Here is a 22,346-nt window from a genome sequence, read left to right as displayed (position 1 = left end):
TTTATGTATTTTTTTAATAATACATTATTTACTGTACAAAACATCTACACCACACATTGCTAGTACTTTAATTGCTTTTATAAGTGCTATTTTTCCTTCTTCTCCACCAGCAGCTACAGCAAATTCTTCTGTATGAGTTGCAGTATTTTCTTTTAATTTGATATACGCTTGTATTGCAGGTATTTCATGAGTTAAATTTCCAGTATCAGTTGAGCCAATACCTTGAGTTAAATCTCTTTCAATATAGTCTTCACCTAATACTTCAAAATTTTCTCTAACTATATTTACTAATCTTGAATCATTTTTTATTTCTTTATATATCTCATCTAATTGAATTACTTCTACACTAGTTCCTGTAGAAATTGCAGCTCCCTTAGCACAATTTTTAAGCATATCACAAATTTCATTTAGGTATTCTATGCTTAATGCTCTTACATTAAATATAGCTGTAGATTTTTCGGGAATTATGTTATGTATACTACCTCCATCAGTTATAATTCCATGTACTCTTGCATAATCTTTAAGATGTAATCTCATGCTATTTACACTATTAAACAATGCTATTACTCCACTTAATGCACTTCTTCCTTCCCAAGGATAAGCAGCAGCATGAGAAGCTTTTCCACTAAAATCAAATTTTAAATTAACTTGAGCAAATGATATATCATCAGGTATTGAAGCATCACATGGATGTAAAATTAATGCAGCATCTACATCTTTAAATACTCCTTCTCTAATCATAGTTATCTTTCCACCTACTCTTTCTTCAGCAGGTGTTCCAAACACTTTTACAGTTCCTTCTATATCATATTTTTTTATAACTTCTTTTAAAATAATACCCGCTCCAACAGAACTTGTGCCTATAATATTGTGTCCACAAGCATGTCCCATACCTGGAAGTGCATCATATTCAGCTAAAAAAGCCACTGTCTTTCCACCAGTTCCATTTGAGTAGACTGCCTCAAAAGATGTTTCTAATCCTCCTACACCTTTTGTCACATTGAATCCATTTTCTTCTAATAAATCACATAATGCTTTTTGTGATTTAAATTCTTCAAATGCTAATTCTGGATTTTCAAATAAAGATTTAGATACCTTTTCAAATGATGCTTTTTTCTCATCAGATAACAACTTTATATCTTCTTTGATTTTTAATTTTAATTCTTCCATACTTACTACCTCCTTAAAGCATTCCATTTATTTTTAGAACTGTTTGAGATATAAAAGCAGAACCAAAATAAGTAGATGTCATAACTATAAATGATATAACTACTAGCTTCCAGCTCAAAGTCTTTAATATATCCAATTGGTTACCTACAGAAATTCCTGCAAAAGCTAATAATGGTGTTACTGTAGACATAAAATTTATTTTTCCTATATTACTTGCTATAAAATCTCCAACTGGTGATATTGGAAGTGATAATACAAACGCAACCAAAGTAGCCCATGCAAAACCTGGTAAATTTGGTCTCTTAACAAAATTCTTTATTACAATAGCAATTATTACTAATATAAAACCAAATACACTTCCAATCAATAAATCTTTAGCCTGTGTTTTAAGTGCTATAGCCTGTCCAAAGCAAATAATAATATATATGAACATTACTATTTTTATCTGTTCCATAATAGTCTTCAAAGTTTTTTCCATCTATACACCCTCCATTATAAAACATCTCTTGTTTTTGTTTTTTTTCTACTTCTAAACTTCTCAATAATTGGAGCCACTTTACTATAATAATAATTGGCAACTGGTAATGATAAAAATAATTCTATGTATATTCCAGTAACAGCTGTAATCAATCCGCTGGTTGCTGAATAAGCTAAAATCTGTTCAGACATATTTGGTACAGTATTCATCAATGATGCTGTTGCAGCCCCCATCATAGAACCACTTCCCATTCCTGATGCCATTGCTAAAGCATATGGATGAAAGCCTATAAGAACACCCAGTGGTGCCAAAAATGAAAATAATAATGTTCCAAAGATACTACCACTTATATAAGTTCCTAATGTTCCTATACCTTCTGGTGAATTCAATCCATACTTATCCCCAATAATTCCTAGTGCTGTGTCACGACATAATGAAAAAGTTCCTCCTAATGCACTTCTTCCAAGACCTAATGCTACTCCAACAGGTAATGCTATTAACATTGTACCCATATGACCAAACTCTTGTAATAAAAGTGCTGGTCCTGCTTGAAGTAATATACCAACTTTAGGTCCTGCATTAATTCCAAACATGATTCCCAATGGATATAGAGTTAAGGATAAAAGATATGGAGATACATTTATTTCATTATCTCCTATAAACTTTTTTAAAGCTGGTATAATCCTTCCTAACAAATGAGGGGAAACAGCCATACCTATAAAGATAGCCCATAGTATACTAAGTAAAGTTATATTAATACCCATAACTTTAAATGAAATAGGCCCAATTAATTCAGCCAATACTGTAATTATACAGGCTGCTATCAGAGCATTTCTAATTCCTGTCTTTCCTTTCATTTCTGTACCTCCTTGCAATTTTTATAATTTTCTTACAATATAATTGTTAGTGATTTAATTATATATTCTCTCATCGATAATGTATAATATAAATTTTTCATTATTTTTATATGCTTTTAGTCATAAAGCAAAAGGAGGATTAAACATCATGGATTTATTACAATTAAAATATTTTCAAGTTATAGCTCGTACTGAAAATATGACTAATGCTGCTAAGCAATTGCATGTAACACAGTCAGCACTTAGTAAAAGTATAGCTCTACTTGAAATGGATTTAGGTGTAAAATTATTTGACAGGAAAGGAAGGTCTATTAAATTAAACTATTGCGGAAATATTTTTCTTAAAAGAGTTGATTCAATACTTAATTTATTAGATACATCAACTAAAGAAATAAAAGATTTAGCTTGTAGTGAGTTTGACCAAATCAAATTAATCGTACTTACTGCATCAGGGTTAATTTTAGATGTACTTAGTGAATTTAAAAAATTACATCCAAATATTTCATTCAAATTAATGCAACATGTTCCAAAATCAACATTTGACTACGATTTTGATATATGTATTACTTCATATTGCTTTGAATTTAAATCATCAAATTATGAAGTATTAACTAGTGAAGAAATATTTATAGGTATCCCTTATAACAATCCACTATCAAAGCTTAACAGTATATATTTTAAAGATGTACAAGATGAGAATTTTATATGTTTAGAAGAAGGTACAAATTTCAGAAAAATTACAGATAGATTTTGTAACTATGCTGACTTTGAACCTAATGTATGTTTTGAATGTGATTCTCCTTCAACTGTTTATAATTTGATAAAAGAAGGTCATGGAGTTGGATTTATTCCTGAAAAATCATGGTGTATAGATTATGAATCTTCTATTAAACTATTGCCTATTAATGATATAAGATGTGAGCAATTTATTGAGCTATATTGGACAGATAATAAATTTTTAAACAAGTCAACAAGGATGTTTATTGATTTTATAAAAAACTATCTTAATAAATAGTAAAGCTCAATGTTGCACTGAGACCCAAAAGGTTGGACTTTATACTGGAATGAGTTTTCATTCCAGTATTTTTATTTTTATGCAGGTTTTTATTCATATTAAATTTTATAATCAACTGGACTACTTTTAGTTTTTTATTCTATTAACGCTGTTTCTTATAATTAGTCTTGGATAAAGTTTTCTTGGGATATGTTCTGTACTCTTTTTATTTATTGTATTTACTAAACTATCTACTCCATTTTTTATAACTTGTTCTCTTGGGTCATCTATTGTTGATAAGTGTGACCTAAAGTAAGATATCAATTCAATATTATTATATCCTATTACAGATATGTCTTCTGGTACATTTATACCATAAGTAGTTTTTAATTCTTGTATTATAGAAATAGCTGGTACATCTTGTTGCACAAATATAGCTGAAGCTTTTTTTATTTTATCAATATATTTTTTTAATAGCTCAACTTGAGATTCAAAATCCATTCTAGATTCAATTACATCAGTCTTTAAATTAGCTTCTTCCATAGCATTTAAATACCCTTTTGTTCTATCTTCGTGCATTTTTGAACTCTTATCTTCTGAAGTTATTGTTATTATATTTTTATGACCATGATCTATTAAATGCTTAGTAGCTATATAACCTCCATATACGTTATCATCCCAAAAGAAATTATCTACTTCTCCTACAAAAGATGGCTTAAAATATATGAATACATGTGGAAAATTATTGTCTTTTAAAAACTCATACTCTTCTTTTTTTATTGATTGAGACACTATTACTAATCCATCAACCATTTGTCCATTAACCATTTTATAGACATTACTGTCACCACTAATGTTATTATTAGGCTGTATTATAAAGTCGTACTTATTAGTCTCAATAGAATTTATAGAACTGTCCATTATATCACTAAAAAATTTTCTAGTGTCTTGATGATTAAAATTATTTGAAAAGATTACCCCTATTCTATTTGTTTCTTTTTTTGCTAGATTTCTCGCATTTACATTAAAATGAAACCCTAGCCTGTTAGCCTCTTCCACTACCTTCTTTTTTGTTTTTTCAGATACATTAGGATTATTGTTTAAGCACCTAGAGACAGTTGAATAGCTAATGCCTAGGTTCTTTGCAATATCTTTAATAGTTACCATCTTTATCCCCTACTTCACTTCATTTTATTTTTGCTAATATAATACTACACCATGTTGTAAATAATTGTCAACTTGATTATGTAAACGCTTGTAACTATAAAAAAATAGGTAGAATCTAAAAAGATATCTACCTATTTTAATAAAAAAACTTATCATATATTTAAGTGATTTTATGGTTTTGCTTTTGGTGTAAATACTACTGACATAATATATCCAAAAAATATAGCTGCGGCTATTCCACCAGCTGTAGCAGTTGTTCCACCTAGAAAAATACCTAAAAATCCATCACTTTGTATTGATTTTATCACTCCTGTTGCAAGTGAATATCCAAATCCTATTATAGGAACTGTTGCACCTGCTGCTGCAAACTTAACTAATGGCTCATAAAGTCCTAGAAAAGTTAAAACTACACCAGATGTTACATATGTTACCATAACATATGGAGTTTGCATCTTAAAATAATCCATCATTACTTGGGCTATTAAACATATAATTCCACCTACAATAAATACTCTTACATAGTCCATTAACATATATATCACATCCTACTCATTTACTATTACTACTGCATGTGCAACACATGGTATTGTTTGCTTTTGTAGTGTACTTGTTGGTGATAATAGTGCTCCTGTTGATACGAGCATTACTTTGTTAAATTCTTTTTTTCTTAACTTTTCATATATATATCCTGCAAATACTGTAGCTGAACATCCACATCCACTTCCACCACAGTGAACATCTTGCTCTTTAAGGTTAAACATTTCTATACCACAATCAGTATAACACTTTGAAATATCTACACCTTTTTGTTTTAAAAAGTCTTCTGTTATCTGTTTTCCAAGTGTACCTAAATCGCCAGTGGCAATTATGTCAAAGCTATTTGGGTCATCATTAGTGTCTTCAAAATAAGAATATATAGTATCTATTGCTGCTGGAGCCATGGCTGGTCCCATATTATTACCATCATCAATACCTTTATCTATTACTTTTCCAACTGTAACATATTTTACTTTAGGACCTTCTCCATTAGGAGCTAGTAAAACACTTCCTGCTCCTGTAACTGTCCATTGAGCTGTCATTGGCTTTTGATTTCCTAGCTCTAGTGGAAATCTGAATTGTCTTTCTGCTGTACAATAATGGCTTGATGTACCTGATAGCACTAAATCTGCAAAACCACCATCTACAAGCATAGAACCTATGCAAAGTCCTTCTGCCATTGTAGAACAAGCACCATATATACCCAAAAATGGAATTGCTAATTCTCTTGCAGCAAAAGATGCTGGTACTATTTGATTGATTAAATCTCCACCTAACATGTAATTTACATCTGACAGTTTTTTTCCTGCCTTTTGTATGGCTTTCTGTGATGCAGTCTCTACCATTTTACTTTCAGCTAATTCCCAAGTTTTTTCACCATATAAATCATCGGTCATAATCATATCAAAATAGTCCTTTAGCGGTCCTTCACCTTCTTTAGAACCGACTATAGTGCCAGCTGATATTATTGTTGGTTTATTTTCTAGCTTGACTGTTCTTTTTCCAATTCTTTTATTTTTCATATTTTCACACCTTTTTAATTTTGAATTTTACTATTTAATCCTTTAATATTAATTGAAATTTTCATAGCTATTTTCTAATAGATAATTTTTCTAGCTAATAGTTAATTAATAAAGTTTAAATTAAATAAAAATCATCTAAAACATTTTAAAAATATAATAAATAATTCCACATAAAATAGAAGAACCTATACCATAAACTAAAACTGGTCCTGCAATTTTAAATAGGTTTGCACCTACACCTAATACATATCCTTCTCTTTTATACTCCATTGCAGGAGATACTATTGAGTTAGCAAAACCTGTTATTGGTATTATAGAACCAGCTCCTGCTCTTTTTCCGATTAGGTCATAAACTCCTAATCCAGTTAGAAATGCCCCTATAAATATTAGTGTTATTGATGTAGCAGAACTAGCACCTAATTTATCAAGCCCTCCAACTTTCATGTATAAATCATTTATAGCTTGCCCTATCATACAAATAATTCCACCTACAATAAATGCAAGTGTATAGTTTTTTAAATATGTAGGTTTTGGGCTTATTTGGTCTACATACTTTTTATAATTTTTATCCATACTAAACACCTCTCTAAAGTATTATTTGTTAATTTTAAAAAAATAAACCTATAATTTATTTTAGACACTTAAAGTTTTGTCAAAAAATAAAAAAGATGCCTAATAAAGAAAATAATTTATTTTCTATTATAAAGACACCTTGTTTTTTAATATTTTTTATTTGAACTTATAATTTTTTAATCGAAACTTAAAAACTTAATATAAAAACTTAATATATTATAAATATTATCATGATATATATTCTTTTAACTTAGACAATACTTTTTTCTCTATTCTTGATACTTGAACCTGTGATATATTGAGCATTTCTCCTATTTCACTTTGAGTCATATCTTCAAAATATCTGAGAACTATTATTTGACGTTCTCTCTTATCCAGTCTTCCAAGTATGTCCTTTAATAATATATTATCTACAACTTTTTCTTCCTCACTTTCTCCTTTCATGCTTATCTTATCAATAAGACAGATTGGAGAACCTTCTTCTTCATGAATAACACCTTGCAAATACTCTACATTAAAGTTAGCTTCCATAGCCATTACTAAATCTTCTTTTTCTACATCTAATGCTTGAGCTATTTCTTCTATACTTGGCTCTCTACCTAGCTTTTTAGTTAAAGCTTCACTTTCCATCTTGGCCTTTACAGCTATTTGCTTCAATGACCTTGATACTTTTATCATACCATCATCTCTTAAGTATCTCTTTATTTCACCTAGAATCATTGGTACTGCATAAGTAGAGAATTTAACATTAAACTTGGGGTCAAATTTATATATTGATTTTATTAAACCTATAGAACCTAACTGAAATAAATCTTCTCTATCATACCCTATATTTAAAAATCTAGATACAACGCTCCTAACTAGACCTAAATTACTTGATATTAATATTTCTTTTGCCTCTTCATCTCCATTTTGAACTTTATCAATAAGTTCTAGAGTCTCTTCATGACTAAGAAGAGGTTTTTTTTCTTCTCTGGCAACAGTTACTTCCATAATAAAACCTCACTTTTGGACTTTATTTAGGCAAATTTATTTTTTTAGTCATTTCAATTCTAGTGCCATTATCTTTTCTAGAACTTACCTCTACATCGTCCATAAAGCTTTTCATAACTGTGAATCCCATTCCTGATCTATCAAGTTCTGGTTTTGATGTATAAAGTGGTTCCATTGCCTTCTCCACATTTTCTATTCCATACCCTTCATCTTCAACTACAATTTTTATAGTATTTCCTTCTATCTCACATCTCAAAAAAACAAACTTAGAACTGTCTTCTTCATATCCATGTATTATAGCATTTGTAACAGCCTCAGAGACAGCAGTTTTTATATCAACTAATTCATCTACTGTTGGGTCTAATTTTGCTGCAAATGATGCTACTATAACTCTTGCTAAACTTTCATTTTCTGATAGTGCCGAAAATTTAACTTCCATAATATTATTCATCACATACTCCTCCCTACAAAGAACTTAGAGCTTCTTCATACGTATCATAAATGCCAATAATTTTATTTAACCCAGATAAATCAAAAATTTTCTTAACTCGTGAACCTATATTAATTACTGAAACTCGTCCCCCTTCATTAGAAATTTTTTTATATCTACCTATGATGACACCTATACCTGAAGAATCCATAAAATTAATATTTCCAAAATCAAATACAACATTTTTTACTTGATTAACACTTAATAAGTTATCTATTTCTTCCCTTATTTCATTAGCTACATGGTGGTCTAGTTCTGAGCACATAAATTCTATGTATAGATTCTTATGTTCTAAGGAATATTTTACCATCAAAATCCCTCCTTCAATAGTTTTGTAAAAATAGTAACTTTTAATCAATTCTATAATCTTATTTCTATTCCTTCAATGAAATTTAACTAGTTTTGTCGTATTATTTCTACCATCGTTTCATTATATGTTACTTGACCACCAATATCTGATATACCAGTATCTGTTAAACTATTAGGATTGCCATGTTTCTTCCACCATCCAACATACATTTTTACTATATAATCACTTACTCTGTTATCTATATTTATCTGAACATCTATCTTTGTTTTTTTTGACTTTAAATCTACAATCTCTTTATTCTTAACACCTATTTTTTTAGCCATACTTTGATTTATATATGCTTGAGCTATAGATGTCTTATCCATAAAGTGTTGACTAAACAAAGTATCTGCATGGTGATTAGTTAGCAGTCTAAAAATATTTTTTCTATTTTCATATTCAAAGTTTCTAGTTTTGTTACTTATATACACTGGAATTGGACTAATTCCTAAATCTCTTATCCTTTCTGAATAAAGTTCATACTTTCCAGATGGAGTTTCAAACTTCTTATCTTCCCAAGCAATAGGATTATGTATAGTAAAATAACTATTTTTAAGTTTTTCTATATCTAGGCTTTTATCAAAGCATTTAAGTGGTTCAATTACTTTTTCTAAGTATTCTTTTTTTGATACAAAAGGATAGTCTCTTAGCTCCATCTTTTTAGCTAACTCCATAAAGAAATAATACTCATCCATCAATTCATGCTTTGGTTTTACTGCTCTTTCATTGTATGTTATATATGGATTAGTCATTGAGCTATAAATTATATCTTCACTTTCAAGCGTATTTGTACAAGGTATAAATAAGTCACATAAAGTAGCTGTGTCAGTTATAAACATATCAAAACATACTTTAAATTCAATCTTTGAAAAAACTCTTTCTAGTTCTACTAAATCTGGCAACTGATTTAACATGTTACTTTTAGTTATTACTGCCATCTTTATAGGAATATTTCCTTTTAGTGATTTACTTGACATATTATCAAATTCACTCAGTATATTATTTGTTTTCTCTAACATATTATTAGCTTCATTTGGTGTATTGTCTTTTAAAGATTCTTCTATAAACTTGCTAATATTACTTACATAAAACTCCCTATCTTCTCCATATGATTGACTATTATAAGGGTCAGCATCTATCACATTTGGATAAACCTTATTAGCATAATTCACTCCTCCACCACTAAATCCTATTTGACCTGTTATAGCTCCTAAGGCATCTATCGCTCTTATTGTATTTCCTCCATTTTTATACTTTTGAAGACCATAACCTACGTTTATACTTGAATATTTATTAGCATATAAATTAACTAACTCTCTTATATCCTTTTCTTTAACACCACATTCATCACTTAAAAAGTTTAAATCTAATGAATCCAAATATTTTTTATATTCCTCAAAACCAACAACATACGAATTTATATATTCTTCATCCTGCAAGTTATCTTCTATTATAATTTTTGCCATAGCCATAGCTAATGCTCCATCTGTTCCAGGGCTTACTTGTATGTACTTATCTGCCATTTGAGCAGTCTTTGTATATATAGGGTCAATGACTACTATTTTTATCCCTTTTTCTTTAGCTTTTTTAATTATTTGCATAGTATGAATGGTAGTATATGCTGGATTTTTTCCCCATATAAAGATACTCTTGCTGTTTAGCATATCTTCTATAGCATGTCCCTTAGCTACTCCAAAGTCATACTTTTGGGCATGTATTCCTGCACTCCAACATGGCCCTCCCTTATGTCTACTAACTCCTCCATAAAAATTAAAAAACACATCTCCTATATATTTTAATATAGACCCACTTCCATATTGGTCATAGTGCATAATAGACTTTGATGTATACTGTTCTTTATAATATAGGAGTTTATCTGCCATTATCTCTAATGCTTCATCAAAAGAAATCTTTTTCCATAGACCGTCTACCTTTAACATTGGAGTCTCTATCCTATCTTTATGATTTAATCTATCTAAATGAGCCAACCCTTTTTTACATATAAATCCTTTTGTATAAGGATGATTCCTATCTCCTTCAATTTTTATCACATTATTTCCACTAGTATAAACATTAAATTTACAACAATCATGGCAATCTAGTGTACATCCATGACTTAATTTCTTCATTGTATCCATAAAATATCTTTCTCTCCTTATAAACGCTACCTATTCACTATATTTTTATTAAGATTTGTATACTGAAAATATCCTGCTGAAGACATAAATATATTTTATCAAAATAAATTTAAAAATACCTTATAAATATGATATTCATATAAAATTACTTTCAACAAATCGAATTAAGAAAGCACAATATTAAATTCACACATACTGTTTAATATTAAAATAGCAGTTAGACTGCCTTATAGATTTACTTACTATATTTCTTAGTTAATAAAAAACCTTTCAATTACTTTATCTTTAAGATACAGTAATTGAAAGGTTTTACTAAGTTTAAAAATTAATTTTAAATCCTTAGACATTTTTCATTTTCTCTTTTGTATCACATTAAAAGTTAACTTGATAAGTTAAATTGATTTTTATCTATAACCTACTTATAATATGATTATATTAGTGCTATATTTGAAAGTTATAAACACATTATATTATAATATACTCTTTACACATTTCAATCTAGTTTTCAATGCTTTCCCCTTTGCCAGTATAAACATAAAAATTCTGTTAACCGTATGGATTACAAAGAATTCTAAGCGATTAATTAATTTTTATTTGATTATTTATTTTCTAATGTATTTTTTCTACTTACAGAAATAAAGTACAAACAAAATTTAAAATGTCTTTAATAATACTATTATATAAAACAATAAAAGCCTTATGTTGTTGATTCTTACAGATTACTTATCATCTGTTTTGAAAACACATTAGGCTTTTTAAATATTCAATATACTATTTTATATATCTTTCGATTATATTTTTATATACTATATATTATTTTTTCTTTTTGTTGGCTTTTTCTATATTAATTTTGTTACCTTTTATCTTAATATCTTTCATTTTTTCAATTACTGTTTTTGCATCTTTTTTAGGTATTTCAACAAAAGTATACTTATCATATATATCTATAGTCCCTACCATTTTACCTGGTATTCCAACTTCTCCAGCTATAGCACCAACGATATCTTTAGCTTGTATTCTTTGATTTCTACCAATATTGATAAACAATCTAATCATACCATCTTTAGCTCCAGTAACACCTTTTCTATCTCCACGTTCTCTTCTAGGTTTTTCTTCTATTATTTCTTCTTTCATTTCTTCACCTAGAGATAACTTAACAAGTGCAGCAGCAATATCAACCATTGCATAATCTTCATCATTACAGAAGCTTTCTAACCATTGTAATTGTTTAGTTAAATGACCTTCTTCTATAGTTTGTTTAACTTGTGCAAAGAAAGTACCTACTTTTTTCTCTTCAACATCAGTTATTGTTGGTATATTATGCTTGATTAATTTAGATTTAGTATATCTTTCTATATCTTTCATCTTTCTCATTTCTTTTCCAAATACAAAAGTAAATGACATACCTTCTCTACCAGCACGACCAGTTCTACCAATTCTATGAACATAGTATTCTTCATCTTGTGGTAAATCATAGTTGAATACACATTCAACATCATCAACATCTATACCTCTAGCTGCAACATCAGTAGCAACAAGTATATCTATTGTACCATTTCTAAACTTATCCATTACTATATCTCTTTGTGTTTGCTTTAAATCACCATGTAATGCATCTGCAAAATATCCTCTTGCTTGTAAATCTCCCACTAATTCATCTGCTTTTCTCTTAGTATTGCAGAAAACAACTGACAATTTAGGGTCATACACATCAACTAATCTACATAATACTTCCAATTTATTTGATGATCTAGTTTCTATATAATATTGTTTTGTATTTGAAACTGTAAGTTCTTTTCTAACAACTTTTATATGTTCTGGGTCTTTTTGATATCTCTTAGTCAAATCTAAAATTCCTTTTGGCATAGTTGCTGAAAAGAAAGTTGTTTGTCTTTCCTCAGGAATCTTACTTAAAATCATTTCTATATCTTCTCTAAATCCCATATCTAGCATTTCGTCTGCTTCATCTAGTATAATCATTTTTACATTATCCATCTTTAATGTTTTACGATTAATATGGTCTATTGTACGTCCAGGTGTACCTATTACAACTTGCACACCACTCTTTAGAGATTTTATCTGTCTATCTATTGGTTGACCACCATATATAGGTAATGTCTTTATTCCGTACGAGTATTTAGCTAGTTTTCTTATTTCTGTAGATACTTGTATTGCAAGTTCTCTTGTTGGGCAAAGTACTACAGCTTGTAAACTTCTATTATTTGGGTCTATTGTTTCTAGTATAGGTATACTAAAAGCTGCTGTTTTCCCCGTACCAGTTTGTGCTTGTCCTATAACGTCTTTACCTGACAAAATTGCAGGTATAGACTGTGCTTGTATAGGAGATGGCTCTTCAAACCCCATTTCAGCTATAGCTTTTTTTATTCCCTCATTTATTGGTAAATCTTCAAACTTTGTTATATTCATATATTATTCCTCTCCGTTATCAATTAATCTTAACCTATCCATTATATACTTTTTTAGGATATTCTGCAATTAATATTTTTAACAGTATGATTAAATAATATACATAAAATACAAAATTGATATATATATAAAATATGTAAATAACATTAATATACCTTGTAATCTACTAAGTCTATTTGATTTAAGAGTTGGTACTATTACTAATAACAATAATAATATCATAAATGGTATATCAAGTTTTCTATTTTGAGATAATATTGGTATGTTATTTGGTATTGCTGATACAGCTATTACTGATACTATATTTAATATATTTGCACCTAAAATATTTCCTACAGATATTTCATGATGATTTTTTCTTATGGCAGTAATTGAAGACACTATCTCTGGTAAAGAAGTTCCAAGTGCTATTATAGTCAAACTCACTATACCTTGAGGTATATTAAGAAAACTAGCTATTCTTACACCACTCTCTATAAGAATTTGAGAACCTATTATCATCATTATTAAGCCTGTAGCAAAAATTATTAGTATTTTTATGATTTCTGCTATAGAGAAACCTCTGTACTGTTTACTCTTCTTTGTAGGTATTTCTTTAATAGTATCTTTTTGAACACCTCTATTTTTAGTATGCGATTTCCCTACAACACTCTTATAGTTATTAACCATATAAAAAATCAATATTATTATAAGTAATAATGAATCTCCTCTTGTTATAACTCCATCTAACCCCAATAAAATTAAAACTATAACAGATACTATTAATAGTAAAGACTTAGAAAAAAACATTTTTTTATCTACATTAAATGGACTTATAAAAACAACTAACCCTAATGCTAATCCTGTATTACATATTATAGAACCAATTGCATTTCCTAAACTCATTGTAGTGTGACCATCAATAGAAGCAAGTAATGACACTGTAAATTCAGGCAATGTTGTTGCAAAACTAACAATAGTTGCTCCAAGTATAATTTCTGAAATATTCGTTTTTCTACCTATCTCTACAGTACAATTTATAAAGATATCTGCGCCTTTAGTAATTAATAGGAAACCTACTAAAAATAATATCACTGTGATAAACAATATATCACCTCCCCCTATTAAATAAATATTCAAGTTGTAAAGATGTATGCTTTTTCTTTTTTGTACTGAGATTTATTTATTTCTAATTTATAATTTTTTCAAATATTACCTTATTAATTTAGACATTTATTTGTTTCATTTTATTAATATATGGGTATAATTTCATCACATTACTAACATATAATTTGTTTTATACTTTAAAACGACATTTTTTTATTTTTCATGTATACAGGATACGTATAATATGTTATTATTATATTAGAAAATATATTTTTTAAAAAATATATAAAATAAATTAAGTATATAAAAATTAATTTTAATAACATTATTTATCATTTAAATCTAAGGAGGAAATACTTAATGAATGCATGGCAAGGATTTAAAACAGGAAGATGGACTAAAGAAGTAAATGTCAGAGAGTTTATACAATTAAACTATTCTCCATATGAAGGAAATGACTCTTTCTTAGCTGGTGCTACTGAAAACACTAAAAAATTATGGGACAAAGCAATGGTCTTATTTAAAAAAGAAAGAGAAAATGGTGGTACTTTAGATGTAGATACAAAAACTATTTCTGGAATAGCTGCATATGCTCCAGGATATTTAGATAAAGTATTAGAAACAATAGTTGGATTACAAACGGATGCCCCTTTAAAAAGAGCGGTTATGCCATATGGTGGTATAAAAATGGTTGAAAATTCATGTGATGCTTTTGGATATGAATTAGACCCTGAAATAAAAGAAATATTCACTAAATATAGAAAAACACATAACCAAGGAGTTTTTGACGCATATACTCCAGAAATGAGAGCTGCTAGAAAATCTGGTATAATAACAGGTCTTCCAGATGCTTATGGTAGAGGTAGAATAATAGGTGACTATAGAAGAGTTGCTTTATATGGTGTTGATGCCTTAATAGAAGATAAAATCGAACAAAAGAAATCATTAGAAGTTTCTTGTATGGATGAAGAAGTTATAAGACTAAGAGAAGAAATAACTGAACAAATATCAGCTTTAAACGAACTTAAAAAGATGGCTGAATCTTATGGATTTGATATATCAAAACCAGCAACTAACTCAAAAGAAGCTGTACAATGGTTATACTTTGGTTATTTAGCTGCTGTTAAAGACCAAAATGGTGCTGCAATGTCTTTAGGTAGAACATCTACTTTCCTAGATATATACTTTGAAAGAGATTTAAAAGCTGGAACAGTAACAGAGGAAGAATTACAAGAATATATGGACCATTTTGTTATGAAATTAAGAATGGTTAAATTCTTAAGAACTCCTGATTACAACAACTTATTCTCTGGAGACCCAACTTGGGTAACTGAGTGTATAGGAGGTATGGGAGTAGATGGTAGAACATTAGTTACTAAAAACTCATTTAGAATGTTAAATACTCTATATACATTAGGACCATCACCAGAACCAAACTTAACAGTTTTATGGTCAACTAAATTACCTCAAGGATTCAAAGATTTCTGTTCTAAAGTATCTATAGATACAAGTTCAGTTCAATATGAAAATGATGATTTAATGAGACCATACTGGGGAGATGATTACGGTATAGCTTGTTGTGTATCTGCAATGAAAATAGGTAAACAAATGCAGTTCTTCGGAGCTAGAGTTAACTTAGCAAAAACTTTATTATATGCTATAAATGGTGGTATTGATGAAAAATCTGGTGCTCAAGTTGGGCCAAGATTTGAGCCTATAACTTCTGAGTATTTAGACTTTGATGAAGTTATGAGTAAATTTGAACCATTTACTGATTGGTTAGCAAACTTATATGTAAATACTTTAAATGTAATACACTATATGCATGATAAATACTCTTATGAAGCATTAGAAATGGCATTACATGATAGAGATATATTTAGAACTATGGCTTGTGGTATGGCTGGATTATCAGTTTGTGCGGATTCATTATCTGCTATAAAACATGCTAAAGTTAAGACTATCAGAAATGAACAAGGAATAGCTGTTGATTTCGAAATAGAAGGAGATTATCCAAAATACGGAAACAACGATGATAGAGTTGATAGTATAGCTGTAGAGCTAGTTGAAAGCTTCATGAATAAGATAAGAAAAAATAAAACTTATAGAAATTCTTATCCTACTCAATCTATACTTACAATAACTTCAAATGTTGTTTATGGTAAGAAAACTGGTAATACACCAGATGGTAGAAGAGCTGGTGCTCCATTTGCTCCTGGTGCAAACCCAATGCATGGTAGAGATACTAATGGTGCTTTAGCTTCATTATCTTCAGTTGCTAAATTACCATATGAGCATGCTCAAGATGGTATATCTAATACTTTCTCTATAGTACCTGGTGCTTTAGGAAAAGATATGGCTGAAAGAATAAATAATCTTTCTGCAATGATGGATGGTTACTTCGCTCAAAATGCTCATCACTTAAATGTTAATGTATTTGATAGAGCTACTTTAGAAGATGCTATGGAACATCCAGAAGAATATCCACAATTAACTATAAGAGTTTCTGGATATGCAGTTAACTTCATAAAATTAACTAAAGAACAACAATTAGATGTTATAAACAGAACATTCCACGGTAAAATGGCTTAGTCTTTAAATTTTTATACTTTAGCTAAGATTACTACTGTGTAGAAAATAAAAATAAATGGCTATCTTATATTCGGATTATTTCTGGTATAAGATGGCCTTTTTTAGAGAAATATTATAACTATTAATAAAGTTATCAAAATATATTGTGAGGTGAACTCTATGATTAAAGGAAAAGTACACTCTATAGAAACATTTGGTACTGTAGATGGCCCAGGAATAAGATACATACTATTCTTTCAAGGATGTCCTCTTAGATGCAAATACTGTCATAATAGAGATACATGGGATACCAAATCTGGAAAAGAATATACAGTTGATGAAATAATAACTGATGCTCTTAAGTATACTTCTTTTATGAAGTTTTCTGGTGGAGGTATTACTGCTTCTGGTGGCGAGTCTACTCTTCAACCAGAGTTTTTAAGTGAACTATTTAAAAAAGCTAAAGAAAATAACATACACACTTGTCTAGATACATCTGGATTTGTAGATATAGAAACTATAGACTCAGTTTTAGATAATACTGACTTAGTTTTGCTTGATTTAAAACATATGGTTGAAGAAAAGTCTATTGATTTGACTGGCGTGGGTATGGATAAAGCTTTAAAACTTGCTAAACACTTAGAATCAAGAAATATTCCAGTATGGATAAGACATGTTTTAGTTCCTGGGATTACTGATGATATAGATAACTTAGAAAGATTAGGTAGATTCGTTGCTACATTAAAAAATGTAGAGAGATTGGAATTGCTACCATATCATTCTATGGGAATACACAAATGGGAAAATTTAGGCATCGATTATGAGTTAAAAGATGTTCCTGATGCTACCAAAGAAGATATTAAAAAAGCTAGTGAAATAATCTCTAAGTTTGGAGCAAAAGTATATAATAGCTAATACTCCTTGAGATTAATAACTATCACAATAAAATAAGGTAAAATATACGATTTAAAAAACCTTATATTTTACCTTATTTTTAATATACTTTATCTACACTCATCAATTTGATAATTTAAGTCTATAAAACTCAGATGCACTTACAGGTCTACCAAATAAAAAACCTTGAATAATATCTACACCTAAACTCTTCACTATATTGTATTCTTCATAAGACTCAATACCCTCAACACAAACTTTCAAATTGATAATATGAGCTAATTTAATAATATATTCTAGAAAGGTATGTTCATAACTATTATATGTAATATTCTTAACAAAACTTCTTTCAATCTTTATTATATTAACAGATAACTCTTTAAGATAATTTAAAGATGAATACCCAGTACCAAAATCATCAATTGCAATATGTACTCCAATACTTTTTAAACTGATAAACTTGTCATTCAATAAATTTATATCTGGTATCCAACAATTCTCTGTTAGTTCTAAAATCAAAAATTCAGGTTTTAATTGATATTCTATCAAACATTCTATTATAAAATCTCTAAAAAAATCCTCTTTTAATTGAATATACGATACATTTACAGATATTTTGAAAGCTGGATTTACTTTATGCCATTCTTTACACTGTTTTACGGCCTCTTTTATAATCCATTTTCCTACTGGTATAATCAGATTACTTTGTTCTAGTATTGGTATAAATTCAACAGGAGATACTTCTCCATAAGTATTTGAATGCCATCTCAAAAGTGCCTCTGCTCCTATAACGTTTTTGGTAGATGCATCTACCTGTGGCTGGAAAAATAACTCAAGGTCATTAAAATCATTTTCAATACACTCTCTCAATTTCTGTTGCATTGAAATTACTTTCAACTTATTTTCATAGAGTTCTTTTGAAAAAAACTTCATTCTATTTTTACCACCCATTTTTGCGATATCTAGCGCAATGTCAGCATGTTTAAATAAGTCCAAATAATTATCTCCATCTTCTGGATACATAGCAACCCCCGCAGTTACTGTACAATAATATTTATTTGATTCGATTTCATGCTGAGTATTTGTATACAATTGTATTTTTTCATATAAGTTCTCTATCGTTTCTTTATTGCACATAGGGTAAAAAAATGCAAATTCATCTCCATCTAATCTGTACAATCTAACATCCTTAGGTAAATATTCTAAAACTTCTGTAGCAATTGCACGCAAAACCTTATCACCATAAGAGTGCCCATATTTCTCATTTATATTTTTAAAATTATCAATATCCATGATAAATATAGCTCCACTTGTATAGATTTTCTCTTTTATAATACAATTCATTCTGTATTCAAATTGTTCTCTATTCCATGTTCCTGTGATAGAATCAAATTTATTCTTTTCACCTATATTTTTTATTCTACCAACTATAATTATAGTTTTTTGGTCATCTGATACATAAGCCTTACCTCTACAAGAAATCCATACTACTTCTTCATATTTATTAATTAATCTATATTCTAAATTATGTTCATCTTTTTTTCCATCTACCAACGCTTGTATATCATCTTTCCATACTTTGACATCATCTGGATAAACAATTTTACTCCAACAATTGACTACATCAGAATCCATATCTTTACTTAAGTTAAATTCTTCAAAAATTGCTGAAGAAATTTTAAATTTATTCGTATTTATATCCCAAAAAAATATATAATCTTCTGTGCTTTGAGACAAAAGTTCAAAGAAAATTTCTATATGATCTAAATTTAAAGAGTTCGATTCTTCTCTCATCTTTTCCCCCTACAATATAAGTAATATAGTAAGATTATAACCCTACTTATAATAAAAATAAAGTAGGGTTATAATTTATTACTATTGGTGTAGTTTAATCAACAAAATATTCTTATTTAGATTATACTATTTTACTAATCTTTTTATCTCATCAAATGCATCTTCATTTCCATTTCCTCCTACCTTAGTTATCTTATCAAATTTCTTACTTTTAACTAAAGTTTTTTGAGACTCATCAAGTGATTTTTCTACAATCATTACTGGTGATTTATTTTTACCTGCTAAAACACCTACTGTTAAAGCATCTATTAAATCATTTTCTCTTAACATCCCATTTTTTGTTACATAAAGATTTCTTAGTTCTTTATCCTTATAAAACTCTTCTATTACTTTTGAATTTGTTTTATTTCTATCTTCTCCACCTATTCTCTTTGGATTTGGAAACTGTTTTTCTATAGATTTTGGCAAAGAAGTTTCTCCTCCTATAATATAAGATTTTGATATTTCTTCTTCATCTATAAATTTTTTAATAGATGTTATCTCATTTTTTACATTTGTAAGAATTATTGGAGTTTTATTTTGTGCTGAAATGCCACCAACACTTATTGCATCTGCTAATCCGTCATGTCCATTGACTACAGATACTTTTTCTACATCTATTATTTTATCTATTTCTTTAGCAAGTCTTAGAGAAGTTGAATATCTATCTACTCCACCTATTCTTATAATAGTAAGCCCTTTTAATTTTAATTCTTTTTCTAAATCAGAGCTTAATGTATTTTCTCCACCTATTATATAAATATTTTTTGCTTTTAATCTTTTTATCTCTTCTTCTGTATTTGCATTTAATTTATCTTTTTCAGTTAATAAAATAGGTGCATTTTTAGTAGATGAAAATGGAGTTGCTGATAGAGCATCTGGTATTGATGTACTATTTACTAGTATCACATTTTCAGCTGATTCAAAACCTCTTTTACTTATTTTTATAGCAGTTTTGTATCTATCATCACCTGTTAAATTTTCTTCTGATGGACTAGTTGTATTAGTGGATGAACCTCCACTACTTCCTCCGCTGTTTCCACCACTATTTCCACCTGAATTATCATTATCTCCTTGGTTATCAGGTATCTTCTCCCATTGCGCATAAAGTACTATATTATCATCAACATTAATTATATCACTTCCATCACCTTTATATGGAGTTCCACTACCATCTGGTTTTGTATTCCATCCAATAAATTTGTACCCTTCTTTTGTAAGATTTCCTGTATTCGCTTTTACACTTGTATTTGTATTTCCATCATGCAGTTCATCTTCAGGTACATCTCCTTGTCCACCATTATTTTCATATTTAACTCTGTATTTATCTGTCCAAAATGCATAAAGAGTTGTATTTGTATCTTTTATGTTAAACTTTTCTCCTGCTTTATACCTACTGCCTGTATCATCTGCTTTTGTACTCCAATAAAAATTTCCTCCTCTACCAGAAGGTGCTACTAAACCATTATCACCAAGTATAGTAACTTCATCTCCTTTTCCATATATATTATTATCTATTGGCGCTGTACCTGTACTTCCATTTTTATCATATGTTACTCTACATTCTTCTTTCCATTGTGCAAATAAAGTTGTATTTTTTGTAAGGTTAAATTTGTCACCATCTCTGTATGAAGTCCCTTCACCATTATTTTTTGTATTCCATCCCATAAATATTGCTCCAGATTTAGATGGTATCTGACTTGTAACAGTTACTTCAGCGCCTTTTTTATGTTTTTCTTCTGATATACTTCCTGTTCCTCCATTTAAGTTATAATCTAATTTATATCCCCATTGTGCATATATCGTATCTCCTGCGATATTTGGCGGAATAGTGTCACCTTCTTTGAAAGATGTTCCACTTCCATCTGCTTCTGTATTCCACCCTATGAATTCTTCATCACCATTGATAAGTCCACCTGACCCTGGGAATTTGTCAGCCTCTCCTGGCTTTGGTAAGTCTGGCAGTGTACCTGAGCCTCCATTACCATCAAGTTGTAAATCATACTCCCATTGTGCATAAAGATCTACGTTAAAATTGTCATAATCCCTTAATAATACCTCAAAACTTGAGCCTAAATTATAAGATGTTCCTGTACCATCAGCTTTTGTATTCCATTTTGTAAGTTTATAATTTGTTTTTTTAAGGTCACCTTCATTTCCTTTAATTTGCAAAGTAGCATTCTGATGATACTTATTTGAATCTGATGGAACATTACCTGAAGTATTTCCATTTCCGTTATATCTTACTTGTAAAAAGTCTGGAATCCAAATGGCATAAAGTGTTGTATCTCTATCGATATCTGTTCCTATTAGAATTTCTCCGCTTCCATATGGTTGAGTACCACTTGCCAAATGGTCCCTTGAGACACTCCAAGCATCAGTATGATAGTTTGCTCTTGTAAGATTATTACTGAACGCTAAATAAGAATCAAACTTATCAAGGTCATATACTTTTGGACCTGTTATTACTGGTCCAGGAATAACATTTCCCCCATTAAATATAGCTTCATTTATCGTTCCTCCAGTAGCCCCATTATCATCATAAGTTATTGTAATATTATTAACTCGCCTTAAGCTTTTATCTTGAATCTGCTTATTAAATATCTTATTTAAATCATAATCAGCAAAAACATTTGAATAATTTAAAGGAATTATAGCAAATGTAAGTATGCATATAGTTAACTTTTTTAACTTTTTATTCATCAAAACCCTCCCCTTTATATAAAAATTAATTTTATTTTTCATTTTGTAATTTGTAAAATAAAGA

General features: G+C 29.1%; 18 protein-coding genes. 3 read left to right on the top strand and 15 right to left on the bottom strand.

What is annotated here, in order from left to right:
* Positions 1-24: 24 nt before the first annotated feature.
* Genes KGF36_RS11160 through KGF36_RS11150 form a run of 3 tightly spaced genes read right to left on the bottom strand, consistent with a single transcriptional unit; the run spans position 25 to position 2,505 of the window.
* A complete protein-coding gene (locus tag KGF36_RS11160) occupies positions 25-1,170 on the bottom strand; it encodes a M20 family metallopeptidase (protein ID WP_227829674.1) in 1,146 nt (381 codons plus the stop codon).
* 13 nt (positions 1,171-1,183) lie between these two features.
* Positions 1,184-1,648 carry a hypothetical protein gene (locus tag KGF36_RS11155; protein ID WP_227829675.1) on the bottom strand — a complete coding sequence of 155 codons (465 nt, stop codon included), beginning with the start codon at positions 1,646-1,648 and terminating at the stop codon, positions 1,184-1,186.
* A 14-nt stretch (positions 1,649-1,662) separates the two neighbouring features.
* The gene (locus KGF36_RS11150; RefSeq protein ID WP_227829676.1) at positions 1,663-2,505 is read right to left on the bottom strand and encodes a DUF3100 domain-containing protein; all 843 of its coding nucleotides are present in this window, start codon (positions 2,503-2,505) and stop codon (positions 1,663-1,665) included.
* Positions 2,506-2,653: 148 nt separating this feature from the next.
* Here KGF36_RS11150 and KGF36_RS11145 point away from each other — a divergent pair, with 148 nt between their 5' ends.
* Positions 2,654-3,520: a LysR family transcriptional regulator gene (locus KGF36_RS11145; RefSeq protein ID WP_227829677.1), complete on the top strand. Its 867-nt coding sequence runs from the start codon at positions 2,654-2,656 to the stop codon at positions 3,518-3,520.
* A gap of 126 nt (positions 3,521-3,646) precedes the next feature.
* Here KGF36_RS11145 and KGF36_RS11140 read toward each other — a convergent pair whose 3' ends face one another.
* The 10 genes from KGF36_RS11140 to KGF36_RS11095 form a co-directional block, all read right to left on the bottom strand.
* Positions 3,647-4,666, bottom strand: coding sequence for a LacI family DNA-binding transcriptional regulator (locus tag KGF36_RS11140; protein WP_227829678.1), 1,020 nt, complete (start codon positions 4,664-4,666; stop codon positions 3,647-3,649).
* Positions 4,667-4,836: 170 nt separating this feature from the next.
* Positions 4,837-5,199, bottom strand: coding sequence for a stage V sporulation protein AE (gene spoVAE, locus KGF36_RS11135; protein ID WP_169468704.1), 363 nt, complete (start codon positions 5,197-5,199; stop codon positions 4,837-4,839).
* 12 nt (positions 5,200-5,211) lie between these two features.
* A complete protein-coding gene (gene spoVAD, locus KGF36_RS11130) occupies positions 5,212-6,225 on the bottom strand; it encodes a stage V sporulation protein AD (RefSeq protein ID WP_227829679.1) in 1,014 nt (337 codons plus the stop codon).
* Positions 6,226-6,360: 135 nt separating this feature from the next.
* On the bottom strand, positions 6,361-6,798 hold the full coding sequence (gene spoVAC, locus KGF36_RS11125; protein WP_003418420.1) for a stage V sporulation protein AC: 438 nt from the start codon (positions 6,796-6,798) through the stop codon (positions 6,361-6,363).
* A gap of 228 nt (positions 6,799-7,026) precedes the next feature.
* Positions 7,027-7,791 carry an RNA polymerase sporulation sigma factor SigF gene (sigF, locus tag KGF36_RS11120; protein ID WP_227433403.1) on the bottom strand — a complete coding sequence of 255 codons (765 nt, stop codon included), beginning with the start codon at positions 7,789-7,791 and terminating at the stop codon, positions 7,027-7,029.
* A gap of 22 nt (positions 7,792-7,813) precedes the next feature.
* Entirely contained in the window at positions 7,814-8,242 is a 429-nt protein-coding gene (gene spoIIAB / locus KGF36_RS11115; RefSeq protein WP_227829680.1) for an anti-sigma F factor, read from the bottom strand.
* Between the two features lie 13 nt (positions 8,243-8,255).
* Complete coding sequence (gene spoIIAA, locus KGF36_RS11110) at positions 8,256-8,591, bottom strand: anti-sigma F factor antagonist (protein WP_227829681.1); 336 nt, start codon at positions 8,589-8,591, stop codon at positions 8,256-8,258.
* 86 nt (positions 8,592-8,677) lie between these two features.
* Positions 8,678-10,768: a molybdopterin-dependent oxidoreductase gene (locus KGF36_RS11105; protein WP_227854709.1), complete on the bottom strand. Its 2,091-nt coding sequence runs from the start codon at positions 10,766-10,768 to the stop codon at positions 8,678-8,680.
* Between the two features lie 813 nt (positions 10,769-11,581).
* The gene (locus KGF36_RS11100) at positions 11,582-13,195 is read right to left on the bottom strand and encodes a DEAD/DEAH box helicase (RefSeq protein ID WP_227829683.1); all 1,614 of its coding nucleotides are present in this window, start codon (positions 13,193-13,195) and stop codon (positions 11,582-11,584) included.
* A gap of 90 nt (positions 13,196-13,285) precedes the next feature.
* Positions 13,286-14,281, bottom strand: a complete 996-nt coding sequence (locus KGF36_RS11095; protein WP_227829684.1) for a calcium/sodium antiporter — start codon at positions 14,279-14,281, stop codon at positions 13,286-13,288.
* A 360-nt stretch (positions 14,282-14,641) separates the two neighbouring features.
* On the opposite strand from KGF36_RS11095, the gene pflB reads away from it, so the two are divergent.
* Both pflB and pflA read left to right on the top strand, forming a co-directional pair.
* Entirely contained in the window at positions 14,642-16,873 is a 2,232-nt protein-coding gene (pflB, locus tag KGF36_RS11090) for a formate C-acetyltransferase (protein ID WP_227839505.1), read from the top strand.
* A gap of 159 nt (positions 16,874-17,032) precedes the next feature.
* Complete coding sequence (gene pflA / locus KGF36_RS11085; protein ID WP_227829686.1) at positions 17,033-17,767, top strand: pyruvate formate-lyase-activating protein; 735 nt, start codon at positions 17,033-17,035, stop codon at positions 17,765-17,767.
* A 102-nt stretch (positions 17,768-17,869) separates the two neighbouring features.
* Here the strand turns inward: pflA and KGF36_RS11080 are convergent, their stop codons facing one another.
* Together KGF36_RS11080 and KGF36_RS11075 are read right to left on the bottom strand one after the other, a co-directional pair.
* The gene (locus KGF36_RS11080) at positions 17,870-19,540 is read right to left on the bottom strand and encodes a GGDEF and EAL domain-containing protein (RefSeq protein WP_227850457.1); all 1,671 of its coding nucleotides are present in this window, start codon (positions 19,538-19,540) and stop codon (positions 17,870-17,872) included.
* Between the two features lie 126 nt (positions 19,541-19,666).
* Entirely contained in the window at positions 19,667-22,282 is a 2,616-nt protein-coding gene (locus KGF36_RS11075) for a cell wall-binding repeat-containing protein (RefSeq protein WP_227829688.1), read from the bottom strand.
* Positions 22,283-22,346: the final 64 nt, after the last annotated feature.

The organism is Clostridioides sp. ZZV14-6009 (assembly GCF_020658095.1).
Lineage (GTDB): Bacteria > Bacillota > Clostridia > Peptostreptococcales > Peptostreptococcaceae > Clostridioides.
Note: the sequence above shows the minus strand (reverse complement) of the source record. Positions and strands in the feature narration are given on the sequence as shown.